Here is a 20,400-nt window from a genome sequence, read left to right on the forward strand (position 1 = left end):
ACAGCATACGTCGTGCTCAGCGCTTGCGAAACAGTTCGCGGCTGACCAGTGGCTTGGCCCCCAGGTGGACCGCCAATGCCTGGCGCATCAGGCGCTTGGCGGCCAGCAAGGCGCCCGGCGCTTCCCACTCGGCCTCGGACAGCGCCAGCAACTGCGCGCCATTGAACAGTCCGGGCTGGAACAGCTCGACACGCTCAAGCCCGGCATCCACCTGCAGCCGGTACAGTCCTTCGGCAACCACTGGGGCCTGGTCGACATCTTCGGTCAGGGAAAACGCGTAGCCCAGCTCATCGAGCAGGCGCCACTCGAACGCACGCAGCAGCGGCTCGAGGGGGCGACCCGCCGCCAGCGCTTGCAGGGTAAGACCGTAGTGTTCGAACAAAGCGGGATAAGGGGCTTCGGCAGGAAGCAGGCGCATCAGCAACTCATTGAGGTACAAGCCGCTGAACAACGCGTCGCCGTTGAGCCAATCGGCGAGGCCGACGGTGTCCATGCGCCCCACATTCTTCAGCTCGCCGCGCCCGCGCAGTTCCAGCTCCAGCGGCACGAACGGCCGCATGGAACTGCCGCCCTTGCCCCGCGCCCGGCGCAAGACGGCACGCACACGGCCCTGGGGCGTGAAAAAATCCACCAGCGCACTGGTTTCCTTGTAGGCGCGGCTGTGCAGGACGTAGGCGAGTTGTGGTGTGGGTTGGTCCATGGCGATCTCACGCAGCGAAGATACCGGGAGGCGCGGGTGACCCCATGGAAGCGGCGACAGCGCCGCTTTCCCAGGTCAATCGCAGCGCCTGCCTACGCGCTCATAGAAAGCCGCGCCGTCGCGAGCCGTTTAGAGGTCGCCGTAACCCAGCGAGCGCAGCGCCCGCTCGTCATCGGACCAGCCGCCCTTGACCTTGACCCAGAGGTTGAGCATGACCTTGGCGTCGAACAGCACCTCCATGTCCTTGCGCGCATCGGAGCCGATGCGTTTGATGCGCTCGCCCTTGTCGCCAATGATGATCTTCTTCTGGCCGTCACGCTCGACCAGGATCAGGGCGTGAATGTGCAGCACATGCCCCTGCTGCTTGAACTCTTCGATTTCCACGGTGATCTGGTACGGCAGCTCGGCACCGAGCTGACGCATGATCTTTTCACGGACCAGTTCGGCGGCGAGGAAACGGCTGCTGCGGTCGGTGATCTGGTCTTCCGGGAAGAAATGCTCGTTCTCGGGCAGGTGCTTGGCGATCAGTGCCTCGAGAGACTCCAGGTTATGCCCCTGCTGCGCCGAGATCGGCACGATTTCGGCCTTCGGCAGTTGCGCCTGAAGCCATTGCAGGTGCGGGATCAACTCGGCTTTCTCGTCCATGCGGTCGGTCTTGTTGACCGCCAGGATCAGCGGGCCTTCCACGTACTGGACACGCTCGAGCACCAGTTGGTCCTCATCGGTCCAACGGGTACGGTCGACCACGAAGATCACCACATCGACGTCTTTCAAGGCCGCCGATGCGTTACGGTTCATGTAGCGGTTCAGGGCCTTGTCGTTGGCCTTGTGCATGCCGGGGGTGTCGACGTAGATCGCCTGCACATCGCCCTCGGTCTTGATGCCGAGCATGTTGTGGCGCGTGGTCTGCGGCTTGCGCGACGTAATCGCCAGCTTCTGCCCGAGAATATGGTTGAGCAGCGTGGACTTGCCCACGTTGGGACGGCCGACGATGGCCACATAGCCGCAACGGATCGGGGTGTTCTCAGTCATTGCCATTCTCCACGCCCAGGGCGATCAGTGCGGCGGCGGCAGCGACTTGCTCGGCGATACGCCGGCTAACGCCCTGTCCACGGCTCTTGTTGTTCAGCAGCACCACTTCGCATTCGACGAAGAACGTACGGCAGTGCGGTTCGCCCTGGATGTCCACCACTTCGTAGCGCGGCAACTCGCAGGCACGCGATTGCAGGAACTCCTGCAGGCGGGTCTTGGGATCTTTGTTGGTATCGACCAGGGTCAGGCCGTCGAACTCGCCCGCCAGCCAGGCGAGGATGCGCTCGCGGGCGGTCTGCATGTCGGCGTCCAGGTAGATGGCGCCGATCAGGGCTTCGAGGGCGTCGGCCAGGATCGATTCACGACGGAAGCCGCCGCTCTTGAGCTCGCCCGAACCCAGGCGCAGGTACTCGCCCAGGTCGAAGCCGCGTGCCAGACGGGCCAGTGTTTCACCCTTGACCAGGCGAGCGCGCAGACGCGAAAGCTGGCCTTCTCGCGCTTGGGGGAAACGCTCGAACAGCGCTTCGCCAGCCACGAAGTTGAGAATGGCATCGCCAAGAAACTCCAGGCGCTCGTTGTTGCGCCCGGCATAGCTGCGGTGCGTCAGCGCCAGGAGCATCTGCTCCCGGTCCCTGAAGGTGTAGCCGAGCTTGCGCTCGAGGCGCTCGAGGGAAGCGCTCATGCGGCCACCCCATCGTTGTTAAACGCGTTCAAATCAACATCCTGAAAGACTGTTTGGCCGTGTCGCACCACAACGTGGCGCTGGATTGATTCATCCCTGAGAACACAGCCTATGTCAGAAATGCATTCGGCGCCGTCCGTGGACAGCGCCGAGGGGTATCAATGGATCAGACCCACCCGCGACAGGTTCGGCAAGTGGCTGAGCTTGGGCTCTGGCCAGCTCATCCACACCGCGAAGGCCTTGCCGACGATGTTGCGGTCCGGGACCATGCCATGCAGCTCGCGAGGGATGTTCGGGTCGTCCCAGAAGCGGCTGTCATTGGAGTTGTCGCGGTTATCGCCCATCATGAAGTAATGCCCGGCCGGTACGGTCCATTGCTGGTCCGGCGGCATGCGGTAGCGGCTCATTTCCTTGCGGATCAGATGCTCGGTTTCGCCGAGTTTTTCCTTGTACAGCTCGGCGCTACCCAGCGAGCCAGCTTCGCTGCCGACCAACTGCTCGGCGACCAACTGGTCGTTGACGTACAGGCGCTTGTCGTTGGTGTAGCGGATCCGGTCGCCCGGCAGGCCGACCACACGCTTGATGTAGTTGACGTTCGGATCGCTCGGATAGCGGAACACCATGACGTCCCCGCGCTGCGGATCACCCACCTCGATGACCTTCTTGTCGATCACGGGTAGACGGATACCGTAGGAGAACTTGTTCACCAGGATGAAGTCGCCCACTTCCAGGGTCGGTTTCATCGACCCCGAAGGAATCTGGAAGGGCTCGACCAGAAACGAGCGCAACACCAGCACGATGAACAGCACCGGGAAGAAGGACTTGCCGTATTCGACCAGCAACGGCTCCTTGTTCAGGCGCTCGACGACGGCCACTTCGGGCTGGCTGACGCTGCCCTGGTAGTTGGCGATCGCCGCTCGCCGGCGCGGCGCCAGGAACAGCAGATCGATCAGACCCAACAGACCGCAGACGGCTACGGCGATGACGAGCAACAGCGGGAAATTTAGCGACATAGGACCTAGCTATCCAACCTGAGCACAGCAAGGAAGGCTTCCTGTGGAATCTCCACGTTGCCCACCTGCTTCATGCGTTTCTTACCGGCCTTCTGCTTCTCCAGCAGTTTTTTCTTACGGCTCACATCGCCGCCGTAACACTTGGCCAGTACGTTCTTTCTGAGCGCCTTGACAGTGGTCCGCGCAATGATCTGACCGCCGATGGCTGCCTGGATCGCCACATCGAACATCTGCCGAGGAATCAGTTCCTTCATCTTCTCGGTCAACGCACGGCCTTTGTAGGCCGCGTTGTCGCGGTGCACGATCAATGCCAGGGCATCGACCTTGTCGCCGTTGATCAGCACGTCCAGCTTGACCAGGTTGGCCGACTGGTAGCGATCGAAATGATAGTCCAGCGAGGCGTAACCACGGCTGGTGGATTTGAGGCGGTCGAAGAAGTCCAGCACCACCTCGTTCATCGGCATGTCGTAGCGCACCTGCACCTGGCTGCCGAGGAACTGCATGTCGCGCTGCACGCCACGCTTCTCGATGCACAGGGTGATCACGTTGCCCAAGTGTTCCTGGGGCACGAGGATGGTTGCGGTGACGATCGGTTCGCGGAAGTCGGTGACCGCCGAGACGTCCGGAAGCTTGGAGGGGTTGTCGACGACAATGGTTTCACCCGTCTTCAACTCCAGCTCGTAGATCACGCTTGGCGCGGTGGTGATCAGGTCCAGGTCGTATTCGCGCTCCAGGCGCTCCTGAATGATCTCCATGTGCAGCATGCCGAGGAAGCCGCAACGGAAGCCGAAGCCCAGGGCGTCGGAGCTTTCCGGCATGTACTGCAGCGACGAGTCGTTGAGCGTCAGCTTCTGCAGGGCATCGCGGAAGTCCTCGAAGTCGTCGGAACTGACCGGGAACAGACCCGCGTAGACCTGCGGCTGAATCTTCTTGAAGCCTGGCAGCACCTGGACTTCAGGCGTCGAGGAGAGGGTCAGGGTGTCACCCACCGGGGCCCCGTGAATGTCCTTGATGCTGGCAATGATGAAGCCCACCTCGCCAGCCTTCAGGTCAGCGGTGGCCGTGTGTTTCGGGGTGAAGACACCGACGCTGTCGACCAGGTGCACCTTGCCGGTGGACTTGACCAGGATCTTGTCGCCCTTCTTGACGCGACCCTGGCGCACACGCACCAGCGAGACGACACCCAGGTAGTTGTCGAACCAGGAATCGATGATCAGCGCCTGCAACGGCGCCTCGATGTCGCCCACCGGCGCCGGGATGGTCTGCACCAGGCGCTCGAGCACCTCGTCCACGCCCATGCCGCTCTTGGCGCTGCACGCCACGGCGTCGGTGGCGTCGATGCCGATGATCTTCTCGATCTCGTCCTTGACGCGGTCCGGATCCGCCTGGGGCAGGTCCATCTTGTTGAGCACCGGCATCACTTCCAGGCCCTGCTCGATGGCGGTGTAGCAGTTGGCGACCGACTGTGCCTCGACGCCCTGACCCGCATCGACCACCAGCAGCGCGCCTTCGCACGCCGCCAGCGAACGCGAAACTTCATAGGTGAAGTCGACGTGGCCGGGGGTGTCGATGAAGTTCAACTGATAGGTTTTGCCGTCCTGCGCCTTGTAGTGCAGGGTAACGCTGTGGGCTTTGATGGTGATACCGCGTTCACGCTCAAGGTCCATGGAGTCGAGGACCTGTGCTTCCATTTCGCGCGAGGTCAGGCCGCCGCACATCTGGATGAAACGGTCGGCCAGCGTCGACTTGCCATGGTCGATGTGGGCGATGATGGAGAAATTGCGGATATGACTCAAATCACTCACAGATCAACACTCGATAAGGCTGCGAGCCGGACGCCCGCCGAAAAATAGCCGGGCATTGTAACGCAAGCCGACGGGATATGGGAGGTTCCTGTATGGCCGCTGACCCGCTCGGTGCATTGGGGTTTTCAGGTCAAACCAGGTCCACTCGTGAAAAAGGGCAGCCGCAGCTGCCCTTCTCTCAGACTGAATCGATCACTCGGCCAGTTTGAAGGTGATGAAGCTGGCACGCCCTTGACGCAGTACGCGCATGGACACCGAGCGATTCTTCGGCAGTTCCTTGGCAATTTCAGTGAACTGCTTGGCCGAGCCGATCGCCTGGTTGTTCAGGTGGCTGATGACATCGCCTGGGCGCAGGCCGATCAGCGCCGCCGGACCGTCCTGCACTTCCTTGATGACCACCCCGCCCTTGAGTTCGAGCGACTTCTTCTGCTCATCGCTCAGGTCGGCCACCGATACACCGAGACGGTTGCTGTTGCGCTCGGCGCCGGCCTGGCCACCCGTGCCGATGTCGGCATCGTCCTCGGGCAACGCACCGATGGTCACGTCCAGGGTCTGGCGCTTGCCTTCGCGAATGATCTCCAGCTTGGCTTTCTGACCGTCCTTCAGACCTCCGACCAGATGCGGCAAGTCGGCGGACATGACGATCGGCTGGCCGTTCATGCTCAGGATGACGTCACCCACCTGCAGACCGCCCTTGGCCGCCGGACCGTTTTCCAGCACCTGCGCCACCAGCGCACCGGCCGGTTTGTCCAGGCCGAACGACTCAGCCAAGTCCTTGTTGACCTCCTGAATGACCACACCCAGCCAGCCACGGCTGACCTTGCCGTCTTTCTTCAACTGGTTGGAGACATCCAGCGCCACATCGATCGGGATGGCGAACGACAGGCCCATGAAACCACCGGAACGGGTAAAGATCTGCGAGTTGATACCTACCACCTCGCCCTTCATGTTGAACAGGGGGCCGCCGGAGTTGCCTGGGTTGATGGCCACATCGGTCTGGATGAACGGCACGTAGGTGTCGTTGGGCAGGGTACGCCCCTTGGCGCTGACGATACCTTTGGTCACCGAATGGTCGAAGCCGAACGGCGAGCCGATGGCCAGCACCCACTCACCGACCTTGAGCTTTTCCGAGTCGCCCAGCTTCACGGTCGGCAGATTCTTGCCATCGACCTTGAGCAGCGCCACGTCGGTACGCGGATCGGTGCCCACCAGCTTGGCCTGCAGCTCACTGCGATCGGAGAGACGCACGATGATCTCGTCGGCATCGGCGACCACATGGTTGTTGGTCAACACATAACCATCCGGGGAAATGATGAAGCCCGAGCCCAGCGACTGCGCCTCGCGCTGACGATCACCGCGCGGCGAGCGCGGCTGCTGCGGCATGTTGCGCTCGAAGAACTCGCGGAACATCGGCGGCAGACCTTCCAGATCCGGCATCTGACCGGCAGCCACACGACGATCGGGCAGCTTTTGCTTGGTACTGATGTTGACCACCGCTGGCGAGGCTTGCTCGACCAATGTGGTGAAGTCCGGCAGGGCCTCCTCCGCCTGGGCGGTGAGCACCTGGCCGAGCATCAGCACGGCGGCGAACATCGATAGGTAGGATTTCATGCGTGGTATTGACATACGGCTCCCGTCACAACGAGCGTAATTAGCAGAACGGCCTCTGCAGATACAGGAAAGGCCAGACCCCGGAGAGTCTGACCTATAGAAAATTTACCGGTCGAATGCAAATGACAATGCCTTAATTTGATGTCAGACGCACGCTGGACTAGCCGTACGAAACGTCCTCGCCAATCATTGCCGTGCCTGGATGTCCTGTGGCCGCATCGACAATGCCACACGCTCGGCAGTACCGAGGGGAATTTCACCGACCACCGTTACCATGACCTTGCCCGAAGGCGTGTTGAGGTGTCGCGAAACGGCTGCCGTTGGGCCGAGCTGCACACGCGTGTCGGTGCCCTTGTCGTCGATAGGTTCGAGAAACACCGAGAAGCGGGTGAGCCCGTCATCGTACATGAGGCTGCTGATCGAGCGCTTATCCGCAGAGTTGGTGCGCACTGCGCTGTTGATCAGCTCGAAGCCCGGGGGCAGCCAGTCGGAGCGCCAGCCAGCGACCGACTCGGACTTGGCTCCCGGCTCCGGCGCCACCGGCTTGCAGTCGGCACTGGGTTGCAGGTCGCGGTCACTGGGCAGGTTCGCGGTGTCCAATCGAGTCATCTGGAATCGTTCCAGCAATTGACCCTTGTCGTTGAGCATCAACGAGCGCAGGGGCAAGCCGGTTTCACGGTCCAGATGCAATTCGAAGGCATAACGATGTTGATCGCGAGGCGTCAAGGTAACGATCACGGCATCTCGACCGGCCACGCGGGACGTGCCCGCCATGCTCAGGTCGTACCAGCTCATCAGCTTGAGCGGATCGAGGACACGCGCAGCCGCGTCGGGTGGTGCCCCGACACCGTCGGCGAGTGCACCGCTGACGCACTGCACCTTGCCGTCGACGCGCACAATCTCCTGGGAAGCGCCATCGAGCTGAAGTAGCCGCTCGCTGACCTTGCCCGACTGGACGCGATGCCAGATATCGTGGGAAGAAAAACTGCGGTTACGCTCGTAGACGAAGGCGCCCTGGTAGCTCTGCTTCTGCTCGGCCTGTGCCAGCTTGGACAGCCATTCACCCGCCTCTGGCGAGGAATTGGCCGCCAACACCGGCACCGACATGCATCCGCCGAACAGCAGCGCCAGGAGAGGTAGCGCGCGCATGGTCCTCCTTACTTGGCAGGTTCCAGGCTAGCGGCGCGAGCGTAAGGAAGAGCGTTTTCAGCGCCCTTCAGCGCAGACTCCTGAGCGTGCTGGCGCAGGTAACCTGGCAGACGCTGATCCCAACCGGCTTGATTCTGCAACACGCCGTTGGCCATCGGGCCGGTCGGCTGGTCGCTGCTCTCGGTGTAGCCCGCCAGTACGGCCGGACCTTGCACCTGTGGCACGCTGACACCCTGCTGTACAGGCTGCTGCGAGGCAAGCTGGGCACCGGTGATCTCGTCCTGGTTGTAGAGGCGCACACCGGCCAGGACGGCAACGGTCACCGAGGCAGCTACGGCCAGACGACCGACACTGCGCCATGCCCCACGCTTGGGCTGCACCGGCGCAGCTTCATCAGCAAGCGCGGCCGACACGGCCGAAGCGATGTCGAGGTTGGGCAGCAGCAGCTCCTTGTGCATGGCTGCGCGAGCCACTTGGTAACGCGACCAGGTGGCACGGGTTTCGGCATCGTCGGCGGCGTTCAGCACGCGACGTAATTCCAGTTGGTCCGCTTCGTTATCCATTACCGCGGACAGCGATTCCTGCAAAGCTTCACGACTCATGGCGGTTCCTCTCTTGGCTGTCGCCGCTGTCTCAGGTTTCCTGCAACAGAGGCTGCAGGGCTTTGTCAATGGCCTCCCGAGCGCGGAAGATTCGAGAGCGCACGGTACCCACCGGACATTGCATGACACTTGCAATGTCTTCATAACTCAGGCCATCGAACTCACGCAGGGTCAATGCCGTACGCAAGTCTTCCGGTAGTTGCTGGATGGTGCGATGGACAGTGCCCTCGATTTCATCCCGCAACAACGAGCGCTCTGGTGACTCGAGATCCTTGAGGCCATGATCGCCGTCGTAGAACTCCGCATCCTCGGAGCTGACATCACTGTCTGGCGGCCGTCTTCCACGGGACACCAGGTAGTTCTTCGCCGTGTTGATGGCGATGCGGTACAGCCACGTGTAAAACGCACTGTCACCGCGGAAATTGCCTAGCGCTCTGTAGGCCTTGATGAAGGCTTCCTGCGCCACGTCTTGCGCTTCATGGGTGTCGTGAACAAAACGCACGATCAACCCGAGAATCTTGTGCTGATACTTCAGCACCAACAGATCGAACGCTCGCCTGTCACCACGCTGCACGCGCTCGACAAGCTGCTGATCCTCTTCCTGGGTTAGCATGAACACTCCTCAGTGAACTCAAAGGAGCGTTGCGAAAGCCATCGTTCAGGCTTGCAACCATAGACTCGGCCTTTGCGCAAAAGTTCTCCCCTCCAAGCAAGTTTCCTGCGGCCTCTGGTCGGCTCGCACGAAAAAGGCACAGCGCGGTCGCAGCCGGCTGCGTCGATAATCGGTGTTTCAGATACACAGGTGGCAGCCTGGATAGCGCCGCCGTCCTGCATCGCTTTGGCATTGGTGAAAGACGGGCAGCCTGCTTAAGATTTCCCGTGGTGCCGGAAAGTTCCCACAGCCGGGCTGTACATGCAGTCCCGCCATTGGAAATCTGGCGCTGGAGACTGCTATAAAGACAGCCCGACCGGATTCACGATAGTTTCACAATGCCATACGCGCATGACTATTGTGCCGCCCCCCATCCCCAGTTACTAGTGTCCCGACATGAGCCAACAATTCCAACATGATGTCCTGGTGATCGGCAGCGGCGCCGCCGGTCTCAGCTTGGCACTGAACCTCCCGGCTCATCTGCGCATCGCCGTGCTGAGCAAGGGCGAGCTGGCCAACGGCTCGACCTACTGGGCACAAGGCGGGGTCGCCGCCGTGCTCGATGACAGCGATACCGTGCAGTCTCACGTTGAAGACACCCTCGACGCCGGCGGCGGCCTGTGCCACGAAGCCGCGGTGCGCTTCACTGTGGAGCACAGCCGCGAGGCCATCGAGTGGCTCATCGAGCAGGGCGTGCCCTTCACCCGTGACGAGCAGCACGGCGTGGATGATGGCGGTTTCGAGTTCCATCTCACCCGCGAAGGCGGTCACAGCCACCGCCGCATCATCCATGCCGCCGACGCCACCGGGGCGGCGATCTTCACGACGCTGCTGGCGCAGGCGCGGCAACGTCCGAACATCGAGTTGCTCGAGCAACGCGTGGCCGTCGACCTGATCACCGAGCGGCGCCTGGGCCTGAGCGGCGACCGTTGCCTGGGTGCCTATGTGCTGAACCGCCACAGTGGCGAAGTGGACACCTTCGGCGCACGCTTCACCGTGCTGGCCACCGGCGGCGCCGCCAAGGTCTACCTCTACACCAGCAACCCCGATGGCGCCTGCGGCGATGGCATCGCCATGGCCTGGCGCGCCGGTTGCCGGGTGGCCAACCTGGAGTTCAACCAGTTTCATCCCACCTGCCTCTATCACCCCCAAGCCAAGAGTTTCCTCATTACCGAAGCCCTGCGCGGTGAGGGCGCGCTGTTGCGCCTGCCCAACGGGGAGCGTTTCATGCCGCGCTTCGATCGCCGCGAAGAACTGGCGCCACGGGACATCGTCGCGCGTGCCATCGACCATGAAATGAAACGCCTGGGCGTGGATTGCGTGTATCTGGACATCACCCACAAACCTGCCGACTTCATCAAGAGTCACTTCCCCACCGTCTACGAGCGCTGCCTGACCTTCGGCATCGACATCACCCGCCAGCCCATACCCGTGGTACCCGCGGCGCACTACACCTGTGGCGGCGTGGTGGTCGACGAGCGCGGTCGCACCGACGTTCCGGGCCTGTATGCCATCGGCGAAACCAGCTTCACCGGGCTGCACGGCGCCAACCGCATGGCCAGCAACTCGCTGCTCGAATGTTTCGTCTATGGCCGCGCAGCGGCTGCGCACATCCAGGCGCACCTGGAGCAGGTGCCGTCCCCGACCGCCCTGCCCTGCTGGGATGCCAGCCAGGTCACCGACTCGGACGAGGACGTGATCATCGCGCACAACTGGGACGAGCTGCGACGCTTCATGTGGGACTACGTGGGGATCGTGCGTACCAGCAAGCGCCTGCAACGCGCCGAACATCGCGTGCGGCTGCTGCTCGATGAGATCGATGAGTTCTACAGCAATTACAAGGTCAGCCGTGACCTGATCGAGTTGCGCAACCTGGCGCAGGTGGCCGAACTGATGATCCGCTGCGCCATGCAGCGCAAGGAAAGTCGCGGCCTGCACTACACCCTCGACTATCCCGCACTGCTGGAAACCGCCAGGGACACCGTGCTCAGCCCGTGCTGAGCCGAGCCCAGCGCCGCCGACTGAATTTCAGGCGCACCCGCAGCCGGCGATGCTCCTCGCCGGGCAGCGCATCGAAAGGAATGCATTGGCTTTCGCTCAGGCGGCGGCCCTGACGAACGAAGCGCAGGACGATCACCGCAGGCAGCGCCAGGCTGTCGCGGCGCAACTCGACCCGCTGCCAGCCATGGGCACGGCTGAACAACTGCCAGCCGCTCGCGTCGCGACGCAGGCCGCTCATGGCATCGGGATGGGTCAACAGGATACGCCGAGGGATCGTCCAGTAGGCGTGAGCCATGCAGAGGGAGTGCAGGCTGATGGACAACCACCAGGGCAGTGCACTCCACCACAAGGTGAGGAACACGAGCCCCTGGGCTGCAAGATAGGCCGTCAGCAGCAGGCGCGAGCCTTGCCAACGGCACTCGAACCGCTCACTTGGGCTGGACACGGTCCAGAATGATGCGAACCATGCGCTGCAGCTCCGCATCTTCCGACTCGGTGCGCTCCATGAACCAACCGAACATGTCCTGATCTTCGCAGGTCAACAGGCGGCGATACAGTTCGCGATCCGCTTCGCTCAGGCTCGGGTAGACCTCTTGAGTGAAGGGAACGAGCAGTACATCCAGCTCCAGCATGCCACGCCGGCTATGCCAGAAAAGCCGATTGAGTTCAGTTTGTTCGACCATGGGGCCCTCCTCGAATGGTCGCGCAGTATAGCGCGCCGCAACCGCAGCGGCACGGGGCATTGGTCTGCTCACCTACCTATTTTGTTACTGCCGTTCTATGATGGCCGCCAGTCTTTCTAGCGACCGCGATGACCCATGGCCGACTCCGCTTTTTTCTGCCCCCTGTCCCACGAGGGCATTCTCGCCGTACGCGGCTCCGACGCCGGTAAGTTCCTGCAAGGCCAACTGACCTGCAACCTCGACTATCTCAGCCTTGAGCATGCCAGCCTGGGGGCTCGGTGCATGGTCAAAGGCCGCATGCAATCGAGTTTCCGCATCCTGCCCGAAGGCGACGGTTTCCTGCTGGCCATGACCCGCGAACTGCTCGAACCGCAATTGGCAGACCTGAAGAAATACGCAGTGTTCTCCAAGGCCAAGCTGACCGACGAAAGCGACGCCTGGGCCCGCTTCGGCCTGCAGCACGCGGGCGCTGCGCTGCAGGCACTGGGGCTGGAGGAGCCTCAGGGCGCCGGCACCACCCTGCGCAACGAGGGATTGATGGTCATTGCCGTCTCGCCAGGACGCGCAGAACTCTGGGTGCCCGCCGAGCGCGCCGCCCAGGTGAGCGCGACGCTCGCCGAGGCCGTGCCCGAAGCGCCGTTGGCGGCCTGGTTGCTCGGCCAGATCCGTGCGGGCATCGGCCAGGTGATGGAGCAAACCCGTGAGCTGTTCATCCCGCAGATGATCAACCTGCAGGCCGTCGATGGCGTGAGCTTCAAAAAAGGCTGCTACACCGGCCAGGAAATCGTCGCGCGCATGCAGTACCTGGGCAAGCTCAAACGTCGCCAGTATCGGCTAGCCCTGGACGAGGAACAGGCCCCTGTTCCTGGCAGCGAAATCTTCTCCCCTACCCATGGTTCATCGGTCGGCGAAGTGGTGATCGCCGCACCTGCCGAACATGGCGTGGAACTGCTGGCGGTGCTTACTGCCGAAGCAGTGGCGGACGACAACCTGCACCTGGGCAGTCTCGAAGGCCCGCGCCTGAGGGTGCTGGACCTGCCTTACGAACTGGACCGCGACCGGGAAATTCAGCGCTGACCAGCCGGCCCCGCCGCCGTGCGGGGCAGCCCCACCACTGCGGTAGAGATGTTCATGAACAAGCTGGCCAAGATGGTTCAAGCGCAATTACTGGCGGCCATCGAGAACGACGACCTGGTGCTGCCCACACTGCCTGAAGTGGCCCTGAGCATCCGCGAAGCGGCTGAAGACAGCGAGATCAGCGTGGCCGCCCTGAGCCGCGTGATCGGACGCGACGCTGCGCTGTCGGCGCGCCTGATCAAGGTAGTCAACAGCCCGCTGCTGCGGGCGCTGGTCGAGGTCACCGACCTGCATACCGCAATCACCCGCCTGGGCGTCAACTACAGCTGCAACCTGGCCATCGGCCTGGTGATCGAGCAGATCTTCCACGCGCGCGCCCCTGCCGTGGAGCAAACCCTGCGCACTATCTGGGAGACCAGCCTGGAAGTGGCCGGGGTAAGTTACGAGATCTGCCGCCGTCACACCCATCTCAAGCCGGATCAGGCCGCACTCGGCGGCCTGGTGCACCAGATCGGCGCCCTGCCCGTGCTGATCTATGCCCAAGAGCACAACGAACTGCTGTCCGACCCGGTGTGCCTGCAGTTCGTCATCGAGCAGATCCAGCCCGTGCTGGGCGACAAGATCCTCAGCGCCTGGGACTTTCCCGAGCAACTGGTGCGCCTGCCCAGCCAGGTCCAGGACCTGGCGCGTCAGAGCGACAAGATCGACTACATCGGTATCGTGCAGATCGCCCGCGCCCTGTGCCTGCGCGAGCAGGACCAGGCACCGCAAGCGCTGGCCGCCTACCGTCACCTGCGCTTGCCTGAAGGCAAGGACCTGGACCTGAGCGAGCTGCTCGACGCCCGTGACATGCTGCGCTAAGCGCCCAGCCGCCCTTTTCAGTCGGCGATGAAGCTCACCCGCACTTTAAGACCACCGTTGTCGCCATCATGCAGACTGATCTGCGCCAGGTGCGCCCGGCAAATCTCGCCGACAATGGCCAGCCCCAACCCACTGCCTTGCGCGCTGCGCCGATAGAAGCGCTCGAACACCCGCTCGCGGTCATCCTCAGGGATACCCGGACCATCGTCCTCCACCTCCAGCACCGCAGGCGCCAGTACCCGCAAGATCACATTGCCGCCGGAGGGTGTGTGGGCCAGGGCATTGTCCACCAGATTGCTCAGCAGTTCGTTGAGCAAGGTCGGTTCGCCCTTGAGCCACACCGGCGCTTCGGCTTCCAACGCCAGAGCGACCCCGTGTGCATGGGCCAGCGGCGCCATGGCCATGCCCAGTTCGCGCGCCAACTGACTGAGATCCAGGCGCTGAGCGCCCCCCTCGGCAATGGCCCGAGCACCGTTTTCCACCCGCGCCAGCGACAGCAACTGATTGGCCAGGTGGGTCAGGCGATCGGTGCCCTGCGCCGCCGCCTCCAGCGTCTGGTGCCACTGCTGCGGCTCTCGCGAGCGCAACCCCAATTCGACACGCGCCTTGAGCGCCGCCAAGGGCGTGCGTAACTCGTGGGCAGCGTCGGCGATGAATTGCGCCTGGCGCTGGAACTGACCGCGCAAGCGCTCGGTGAAATGATTCAAGGCGCCCACCAGCGGCATCAGCTCATGCTGCACCTGCACCACCGGCAGGGCACGCAAATCGTCGGGCTGACGCTCCTCCACCGCCGTGCGCAACCGCTCCAGCGGGCGCAAGGCGGCACTGACCGCGAACCACACCAGCACCAGCGCACCCAGCGCCAGCATGCCCAGACGCAGCAGGGTATCGGCCATCAGGCTGCGCGCCATGCTGACCCGCGCCTCCTCGGTCTCGGCCACGCGAATCTCGGCCATACCGTTCATGTTCGGCTCGCTGACGGCCTTGAGCAGGCTGACCACGCGCACGTCCTGGCCCAGATAAGTGGCGTTGTAGAAGCGGGCCAGCGCCGGGTAATCGTCGGTGCGCGGCGTACCCGGCGGCGGCGGCGGCAGCTTTTCATAGCCGGAGATCAGCTTCTGGTCGATGTCCAGGACCTGATAGTAAATGCGTCCGGCACTGTCGTAGGCGAAGGTGTCCAGTGCCACGTAGGGTACGTCGGCGCTGAGCGTGCCGTCGCGCTGCGAAAGCCCGGCAGCGATGGTCCGCGCCGACGCCAGCAAGGTCCGGTCATAGGCCGTGTCGGCCGCTTCGCGGCCATTCCAGTAGGCGCTCAGACCACTGGCCAGCATCAACACCACCAGCAGCAGCGCAAGGTTGCCCAGCAAGCGCCCACGCAAGCTGCCGGCGTCACGCATCGCGGTGCTCGAGCAGGTAGCCCAGCCCACGGAACGTCACGATGGCTACCGAATGGCCGTCGAGCTTCTTGCGCAATCGGTGGATATAGATCTCGATGGCGTCGGGACTGGCCTCCTCGTCCAGACCGAACACTTGGGCGGCCAGTTGCTCCTTGCTCATCACCCGTCCGGGACGAGCGATCAACGCTTCGAGCACGCTCTGCTCGCGAGAGGTCAGGGTCAGCGCGTCGTCACCCAGGGTAAAGCGTCGAGTGTCGAGGTCGTAGACCAGCGGCCCACAACGCTGCTGACGCTCGCCGCCGAGCACGCTGCGCCGCAGCAAGGCCTTGACCCGCGCTTCGAGCTCGGTCAGTTCGAACGGCTTGGCCAGGTAATCGTCGGCCCCCAGGTTCAAGCCATGGACCCGATCCTTGACATCGCTGCGTGCGGTCAGCATCAACACCGGCAGTGTCTTGCCACGGGCGCGCAGGCGCGCCAGCACCTCGAAGCCGTCCAGGCGCGGCAGGCCGACATCGAGTACGGCCACGGCGTAATCCTCGCTGGCCAGGGCCAGGTCGGCCGCCACGCCGTCATGCAGCACGTCCACGGTCAGGCCGTGACTCTTGAGCGCCTGGGCCACGCTGTCGGCCAGCGGCAGGTGATCTTCGACCAGCAGCACACGCATCGGTTTATTCCTGCTCGGATTGGACAGTGGCCCGGAGTGTACCGCTGTCGCCGAGCCTGTGAAGCCCCTGGGTCACAAACCTTTCACGCTGAAAGGTTGGCGAAAGGTTCGTTACCTAGCATCGCCCCAAGGTCGCTCCACGCGCCCAATAAAGCACCAGCAAGGTGCAACGAATAAGAACAATAAACGGAGTCAGACAACGATGCCGTCTCTGCATCCCAACCGGTTCCTGTCCGGTCGCACCCCGAGGCTCGCCCCGCGCGCCCGCTCGAACACAGCCCTCAGCACTCCCCTGCAAGTACCGCGACCTGACCGTTGGCGATGAAGTGCGCCTGCCGATCAGCACACGCCTGACCCTGTGACACCCCATAACAACAACGTTCACGGAGACCTATCATGACCCCTTCACTGCGCCGACTCGTCCTGGCCACCGGTTGCCTGCTGCTGGCGGGCAACGCCCTGGCCGCCGAACCCAAACGCCCGGAATGCATCGCCCCGGCCTCGCCCGGTGGCGGCTTCGACCTGACCTGCAAACTGGCGCAGAGCGCTCTGGTGCAGGAGAAGATCCTCAGTAAGCCCATGCGCGTGACCTACATGCCCGGCGGCGTCGGCGCAGTGGCCTACAACGCCGTGGTCGCCCAGCGCCCGGCGGATGCCGGCACCCTGGTGGCCTGGTCCAGTGGCTCGTTGTTGAACCTGGCCCAGGGCAAGTTCGGCCGCTTCGACGAGAACGCCGTGAAATGGCTGGCCGCCGTCGGCACCAGCTACGGCGCCATCGCGGTCAAGAGCGATTCGCCCTACAAGACCTTGGATGACCTGGTCAAAGCACTGAAGAAGGACCCAGGCAGCGTGGTGATCGGCTCCGGTGGCACGGTCGGTAGCCAGGACTGGATGCAGACCGCGCTGATCGCCAAGGCTGCCGGCATCAACCCGCGCGACCTGCGTTACGTAGCCCTGGAAGGCGGCGGCGAAATCGCCACGGCACTGCTCGGCGGCCATATCCAGGTCGGTTCCACCGATATTTCCGACTCCATGCCGCACATCCAGAGCGGCAACATGCGCATCCTCGCGGTGTTCTCGGAAAACCGCCTGGACGAGCCGGAGATGAAGGACATTCCGACCGCCCGTGAACAGGGCTACGACATCGTCTGGCCGGTGGTGCGCGGCTTCTACCTCGGGCCGAAGGTGACCGATGAAGAATACGACTGGTGGAAAGCGTCGTTCGACAAGCTGCTGGCCTCGGAAGACTTCGCCAAGCTGCGTGACCAGCGCGAACTGTTCCCCTTCGCCATGACCGGCGAAGAGCTGGACGCCTACGTCAAGAAGCAAGTGGCCGACTACAAGACCCTTGCCAAGGAATTCGGCCTGATCCAGTAAGCCACCACGACCTTTCAGCGCTTCCTGTGGCCGCGGCGATCCTTCGCTGCGGCCACAGGCTCCGCGTTCACTGAGGACTCAGCAATGATCCTGCAACGTCTCTTCGCCCTGGCCATGCTCGCGGTCTGCGCGGCCCTGGCCGTGATGGCCTGGCCCTATCAGGCCGCTTTCTCCTACGAACCTGTCGGCCCACGGGCCTACCCGCTGCTGATGCTCGGTCTGATGGGGCTTGGCCTGTTGTACCTGGCCATCCGCCCCACGCCCATCGTGCGCAAGGACGATGAACCGGCCCTGGATCGCGAAACCCTGACCAAGATCGTCGCCTGCATCGGCCTGCTGATTCTGTTCGCCGCAACCTTCGAATCGCTCGGCTTCATCCTCAGCGCCGTGCTCGTCGGCGTGCCCATGGCGCGCCTGTACGGTGGCAGTTGGCTGCACAGCGCCGTGGTGGTGGTCGCCATGAGCCTGCTGCTGTACTGGTTGTTCGACCGGATGATGGACGTGCCCCTGCCCCTGGGTCTGCTGAGCGTACTGGAGAACTGACACATGGATACTTTGAGCTACCTGGGCCAGGGCTTCGGCGTCGCGCTGAGCCCGTACAACCTCGTCACGGCCTTGTGCGGCACGCTGATCGGTACCGTGGTCGGCCTGCTGCCGGGCCTGGGCCCGATCAACGGCGTGGCCCTGCTGATCCCCATCGCCTTCGCCCTCGGTCTGCCGCCGGAATCGGCTCTGATCCTGCTGGCGGCGGTATATCTGGGCTGCGAATACGGTGGACGGATCAGCTCGATCCTGCTGAACATCCCCGGCGAAGCCTCTACCGTGATGACCACCCTCGACGGCTACCCCATGGCACGCCAAGGCCTGGCCGGCGTGGCCTTGTCGCTGTCGGCCTGGAGTTCGTTCATCGGCGCCCTAATCGCCACCTGCGGCATGGTGCTGTTCGCACCGCTGCTGGCGAAATGGGCGATCGCCTTCGGACCGGCGGAGTACTTCGTGCTGATGGTGTTCGCCATCGTCTGCCTGGGCGGGATGGCCGGTGACAAGCCGTTGAAGACCTTCATCGCCGCCTTGATCGGCCTGTTCCTCTCAGCGGTCGGCATCGATGCCAACAGCGGTGTATACCGCTTCACCGGTGACAGCGTGCACTTGGCCGATGGCATCCAGTTCGTGGTGCTGGTGCTGGGCCTGTTCTCCATCAGCGAAATTCTTCTGCTGCTGGAAAAGACCCACCATGGCCACGAAGCGGTCAAGGCCACCGGACGCATGCTGTTCAACATGAAGGAAGCGGCCTCGGTGTTCGTGGTGAACATTCGCTGTGGTCTGCTGGGCTTCATCATGGGCGTGTTGCCCGGCGCGGGCGCGACCCTGGCCAGTGCCGTGGCCTACATGACCGAGAAACGCATCGCTGGCACCAGCGGCAAATTCGGCAAAGGCGACGCCCGTGGTCTGGCCGCACCCGAAACCGCCATCGGCGCCTCGTGCTGCGGCGCGCTGGTGCCCATGCTGACCCTCGGCGTGCCAGGCTCGGGCACTACTGCCGTGATGATCGGTGCGCTGACCCTGTACAACATCACGCCAGGTCCGATGCTGTTCGAGCAGCAGCCGGACATCGTCTGGGGCCTGATCGCCTCGCTGTTCATCGCCAACATCATGCTGGTGATCCTGAACATCCCGATGATCCGCATCTTCACCCGTATCCTCGCCGTGCCGAACTGGGCGCTGGTGCCGGTGATCGCGATCATCACCGCGATTGGCGTATACGCCGTGCATGCCACCACCTTCGACCTGTTCCTGATGGTCGGCATCGGCATCATGGGCTACATCCTGCGCAAGCTCGATTTCCCACTGTCGCCGATCCTGTTGGGCTTCATCCTCGGCGGTTTGATGGAGCAGAACCTGCGCCGGGCGCTGTCGATCTCCAACGGTGAACTGGGCATTCTCTGGTCGAGCCCGATCAGCCTGGGCGTGTGGGCATTGACCCTGTGCATGATGAGCCTGCCGCTGCTGCGTATCTGGCGCCGCCGCAGCCTGCAACGCCGAGCCATGGCCGATGCCTGATCGGTCGTTGCCGCTGTTCTGGGCAACCGGGCTGGTCGGCCTGACGGGCGGTTTCATCGCCAGTCAGGTCGGCTGGCCTTTGCCGTGGATGGTCGGCTCGCTACTGGCGATCATCGCCGTGCGCTGCCTGACACCCTGGCAACTGTCGGAAATTCCCAACGGCCGCAAATGCGGGCAATGGGTCATTGGTATCGGCATCGGCCTGCACTTCACCCCTGAGGTGATCGAGCAGGTCGCCGGCCATTTCGGCCTGATCTTTTTCGGCGCCCTGCTGACCACCCTGTCCAGCGTGGTCGGCGTCTGGCTGCTGCGCCGCGCCGGCGAAGACCGCGCCACGGCATTCTTCGCCAGCATGCCCGGGGGCTCGGGCGAGATGGTCAACCTCGGTGCGCGCAATGGCGCGCTGCTCAGCCAGGTGGCCGCCGCCCAGAGCCTGCGGGTACTGGCCGTGGTGCTGTGCGTGCCGGCACTGTTCAAGCTGCTGCTGGGTAACGGTGTGGCGCTCGATCACGCCGGCAGCGTCAGTTGGGGCTGGTTGGCGCTGATCGCGCCGCTGAGCATCGGCGTGGCGTTGCTCTGGCAACGTCTGCGCCAGCCCAACCCCTGGTTGTTCGGCCCGTTGCTGGTGGCCGCCAGCATCAGCCTGGCGGGCGATCTGCGCATCGGTCTGCCCAATGGGGCCAGTCAGATCGGCCAGTGGCTGATCGGCAGCGGCCTGGCCTGCCATTTCAACCGGGCCTTCTTCCGTCGCGCCCCGGCCTTCCTTGTCCGCACCCTGGTGGCCACGGCCTTGTGCATGCTGATCGCCGGTGGCGCAGCCTGGGTGCTGAGCCTGTTCAGCCACTTGGACCTGCGTTCGCTGACCTTGGGCATGATGCCTGGCGGCATCGCCGAGATGAGCCTGACCGCAGAGACCTTGCAGTTGTCGGTGCCGCTGGTGACTGCACTACAGGTGATGCGTTTGCTGTTCGTCCTGTTCCTGGCGGAGCCGCTGTTCCGTTACTGGGTGCGCAGACGCGGGTGAGCCCCGCGC

At 63.4% G+C, this 20,400-nt stretch carries 20 protein-coding genes; 7 read left to right on the plus strand and 13 right to left on the minus strand.

Annotation, left to right across the window (positions count from 1 at the left end; all coding sequences use genetic code 11):
* Positions 1–16: 16 nt before the first annotated feature.
* The 9 genes from recO to rpoE form a co-directional block, all read right to left on the minus strand.
* Positions 17–700 (minus strand): DNA repair protein RecO, encoded by a 684-nt coding sequence (gene recO, locus Q7C30_RS08360; RefSeq protein ID WP_317871242.1) that lies wholly within the window; start codon positions 698–700, stop codon positions 17–19.
* A 129-nt stretch (positions 701–829) separates the two neighbouring features.
* Positions 830–1,732 carry a GTPase Era gene (gene era / locus Q7C30_RS08365; RefSeq protein WP_317871243.1) on the minus strand — a complete coding sequence of 301 codons (903 nt, stop codon included), beginning with the start codon at positions 1,730–1,732 and terminating at the stop codon, positions 830–832.
* Positions 1,725–2,414 carry a ribonuclease III gene (rnc, locus tag Q7C30_RS08370; protein WP_039575871.1) on the minus strand — a complete coding sequence of 230 codons (690 nt, stop codon included), beginning with the start codon at positions 2,412–2,414 and terminating at the stop codon, positions 1,725–1,727. Before rnc ends, era begins: the two co-directional genes overlap by 8 nt.
* 158 nt (positions 2,415–2,572) lie before the next feature.
* Positions 2,573–3,427 (minus strand): signal peptidase I, encoded by an 855-nt coding sequence (gene lepB, locus Q7C30_RS08375; RefSeq protein WP_029613915.1) that lies wholly within the window; start codon positions 3,425–3,427, stop codon positions 2,573–2,575.
* 5 nt (positions 3,428–3,432) lie between these two features.
* Positions 3,433–5,232 (minus strand): translation elongation factor 4, encoded by a 1,800-nt coding sequence (lepA, locus tag Q7C30_RS08380; RefSeq protein WP_029613914.1) that lies wholly within the window; start codon positions 5,230–5,232, stop codon positions 3,433–3,435.
* 192 nt (positions 5,233–5,424) lie between these two features.
* A complete protein-coding gene (locus Q7C30_RS08385; protein WP_295481306.1) occupies positions 5,425–6,858 on the minus strand; it encodes a DegQ family serine endoprotease in 1,434 nt (477 codons plus the stop codon).
* Positions 6,859–7,029: 171 nt separating this feature from the next.
* Complete coding sequence (locus Q7C30_RS08390; protein WP_317871244.1) at positions 7,030–7,992, minus strand: MucB/RseB C-terminal domain-containing protein; 963 nt, start codon at positions 7,990–7,992, stop codon at positions 7,030–7,032.
* Between the two features lie 8 nt (positions 7,993–8,000).
* Positions 8,001–8,594 (minus strand): RseA family anti-sigma factor, encoded by a 594-nt coding sequence (locus tag Q7C30_RS08395; RefSeq protein ID WP_317871245.1) that lies wholly within the window; start codon positions 8,592–8,594, stop codon positions 8,001–8,003.
* 31 nt (positions 8,595–8,625) lie between these two features.
* Positions 8,626–9,207 (minus strand): RNA polymerase sigma factor RpoE, encoded by a 582-nt coding sequence (gene rpoE, locus Q7C30_RS08400; protein WP_003252049.1) that lies wholly within the window; start codon positions 9,205–9,207, stop codon positions 8,626–8,628.
* Positions 9,208–9,642: 435 nt separating this feature from the next.
* On the opposite strand from rpoE, the gene nadB reads away from it, so the two are divergent.
* Entirely contained in the window at positions 9,643–11,247 is a 1,605-nt protein-coding gene (gene nadB / locus Q7C30_RS08405) for an L-aspartate oxidase (protein ID WP_317871246.1), read from the plus strand.
* Here nadB and Q7C30_RS08410 read toward each other — a convergent pair.
* The gene (locus Q7C30_RS08410) at positions 11,234–11,692 is read right to left on the minus strand and encodes a protein YgfX (protein WP_317871247.1); all 459 of its coding nucleotides are present in this window, start codon (positions 11,690–11,692) and stop codon (positions 11,234–11,236) included. The two genes, nadB and Q7C30_RS08410, sit on opposite strands and share 14 nt — an antisense overlap.
* The gene (locus tag Q7C30_RS08415; RefSeq protein ID WP_029613909.1) at positions 11,676–11,930 is read right to left on the minus strand and encodes a succinate dehydrogenase assembly factor 2; all 255 of its coding nucleotides are present in this window, start codon (positions 11,928–11,930) and stop codon (positions 11,676–11,678) included. The genes Q7C30_RS08410 and Q7C30_RS08415 overlap by 17 nt, the downstream gene beginning before the upstream one ends.
* Before the next feature lie 135 nt (positions 11,931–12,065).
* On the opposite strand from Q7C30_RS08415, the gene Q7C30_RS08420 reads away from it, so the two are divergent.
* Positions 12,066–13,007: a folate-binding protein YgfZ gene (locus Q7C30_RS08420; RefSeq protein WP_317871248.1), complete on the plus strand. Its 942-nt coding sequence runs from the start codon at positions 12,066–12,068 to the stop codon at positions 13,005–13,007.
* A gap of 54 nt (positions 13,008–13,061) precedes the next feature.
* The gene (locus Q7C30_RS08425; RefSeq protein ID WP_317871249.1) at positions 13,062–13,868 is read left to right on the plus strand and encodes an HDOD domain-containing protein; all 807 of its coding nucleotides are present in this window, start codon (positions 13,062–13,064) and stop codon (positions 13,866–13,868) included.
* A 17-nt stretch (positions 13,869–13,885) separates the two neighbouring features.
* Here Q7C30_RS08425 and Q7C30_RS08430 read toward each other — a convergent pair whose 3' ends face one another.
* Positions 13,886–15,265, minus strand: coding sequence for a sensor histidine kinase (locus Q7C30_RS08430; RefSeq protein ID WP_116887678.1), 1,380 nt, complete (start codon positions 15,263–15,265; stop codon positions 13,886–13,888).
* Entirely contained in the window at positions 15,258–15,929 is a 672-nt protein-coding gene (locus tag Q7C30_RS08435; protein WP_039575847.1) for a response regulator, read from the minus strand. The genes Q7C30_RS08430 and Q7C30_RS08435 overlap by 8 nt, the downstream gene beginning before the upstream one ends.
* A 396-nt stretch (positions 15,930–16,325) precedes the next feature.
* Here Q7C30_RS08435 and Q7C30_RS08440 point away from each other — a divergent pair, with 396 nt between their 5' ends.
* The 4 genes from Q7C30_RS08440 (at position 16,326) to Q7C30_RS08455 (ending at position 20,391) form a co-directional block, all read left to right on the plus strand.
* A complete protein-coding gene (locus Q7C30_RS08440) occupies positions 16,326–17,306 on the plus strand; it encodes a tripartite tricarboxylate transporter substrate binding protein (protein ID WP_039575844.1) in 981 nt (326 codons plus the stop codon).
* Positions 17,307–17,390: 84 nt separating this feature from the next.
* Positions 17,391–17,849, plus strand: coding sequence for a tripartite tricarboxylate transporter TctB family protein (locus Q7C30_RS08445; RefSeq protein ID WP_029613905.1), 459 nt, complete (start codon positions 17,391–17,393; stop codon positions 17,847–17,849).
* Positions 17,850–17,852: 3 nt separating this feature from the next.
* Positions 17,853–19,367, plus strand: coding sequence for a tripartite tricarboxylate transporter permease (locus tag Q7C30_RS08450; RefSeq protein ID WP_116887677.1), 1,515 nt, complete (start codon positions 17,853–17,855; stop codon positions 19,365–19,367).
* A complete protein-coding gene (locus Q7C30_RS08455) occupies positions 19,360–20,391 on the plus strand; it encodes an AbrB family transcriptional regulator (protein ID WP_317871250.1) in 1,032 nt (343 codons plus the stop codon). The genes Q7C30_RS08450 and Q7C30_RS08455 overlap by 8 nt, the downstream gene beginning before the upstream one ends.
* The last annotated feature ends 9 nt before the right edge of the window (positions 20,392–20,400 follow it).

Origin of the sequence: Pseudomonas sp. RAC1 (assembly GCF_030658255.1) — a bacterium.
In the GTDB taxonomy this organism is placed as follows: Bacteria; Pseudomonadota; Gammaproteobacteria; order Pseudomonadales; family Pseudomonadaceae; genus Aquipseudomonas; species Aquipseudomonas boreofloridensis.

Excerpts from the sequence above, each read along its gene's own strand:
- Q7C30_RS08435 (WP_039575847.1), bottom strand. The coding sequence starts at position 15,929 with ATGCGTGTGCTGCTGGTCGAAGATCACCTGCCGCTGGCCGACAGCGTG.
- Q7C30_RS08385 (WP_295481306.1), bottom strand. The coding sequence starts at position 6,858 with ATGTCAATACCACGCATGAAATCCTACCTATCGATGTTCGCCGCCGTG.
- Q7C30_RS08415 (WP_029613909.1), bottom strand. The coding sequence starts at position 11,930 with ATGGTCGAACAAACTGAACTCAATCGGCTTTTCTGGCATAGCCGGCGT.
- era (WP_317871243.1), bottom strand. The coding sequence starts at position 1,732 with ATGACTGAGAACACCCCGATCCGTTGCGGCTATGTGGCCATCGTCGGC.
- recO (WP_317871242.1), bottom strand. The coding sequence starts at position 700 with ATGGACCAACCCACACCACAACTCGCCTACGTCCTGCACAGCCGCGCC.
- Q7C30_RS08450 (WP_116887677.1), top strand. The coding sequence starts at position 17,853 with ATGGATACTTTGAGCTACCTGGGCCAGGGCTTCGGCGTCGCGCTGAGC.
- Q7C30_RS08445 (WP_029613905.1), top strand. The coding sequence starts at position 17,391 with ATGATCCTGCAACGTCTCTTCGCCCTGGCCATGCTCGCGGTCTGCGCG.
- Q7C30_RS08430 (WP_116887678.1), bottom strand. The coding sequence starts at position 15,265 with ATGCGTGACGCCGGCAGCTTGCGTGGGCGCTTGCTGGGCAACCTTGCG.
- lepB (WP_029613915.1), bottom strand. The coding sequence starts at position 3,427 with ATGTCGCTAAATTTCCCGCTGTTGCTCGTCATCGCCGTAGCCGTCTGC.
- nadB (WP_317871246.1), top strand. The coding sequence starts at position 9,643 with ATGAGCCAACAATTCCAACATGATGTCCTGGTGATCGGCAGCGGCGCC.
- Q7C30_RS08395 (WP_317871245.1), bottom strand. The coding sequence starts at position 8,594 with ATGAGTCGTGAAGCTTTGCAGGAATCGCTGTCCGCGGTAATGGATAAC.
- Q7C30_RS08455 (WP_317871250.1), top strand. The coding sequence starts at position 19,360 with ATGCCTGATCGGTCGTTGCCGCTGTTCTGGGCAACCGGGCTGGTCGGC.
- Q7C30_RS08440 (WP_039575844.1), top strand. The coding sequence starts at position 16,326 with ATGACCCCTTCACTGCGCCGACTCGTCCTGGCCACCGGTTGCCTGCTG.
- rpoE (WP_003252049.1), bottom strand. The coding sequence starts at position 9,207 with ATGCTAACCCAGGAAGAGGATCAGCAGCTTGTCGAGCGCGTGCAGCGT.
- Q7C30_RS08390 (WP_317871244.1), bottom strand. The coding sequence starts at position 7,992 with ATGCGCGCGCTACCTCTCCTGGCGCTGCTGTTCGGCGGATGCATGTCG.
- Q7C30_RS08420 (WP_317871248.1), top strand. The coding sequence starts at position 12,066 with ATGGCCGACTCCGCTTTTTTCTGCCCCCTGTCCCACGAGGGCATTCTC.
- Q7C30_RS08425 (WP_317871249.1), top strand. The coding sequence starts at position 13,062 with ATGAACAAGCTGGCCAAGATGGTTCAAGCGCAATTACTGGCGGCCATC.
- rnc (WP_039575871.1), bottom strand. The coding sequence starts at position 2,414 with ATGAGCGCTTCCCTCGAGCGCCTCGAGCGCAAGCTCGGCTACACCTTC.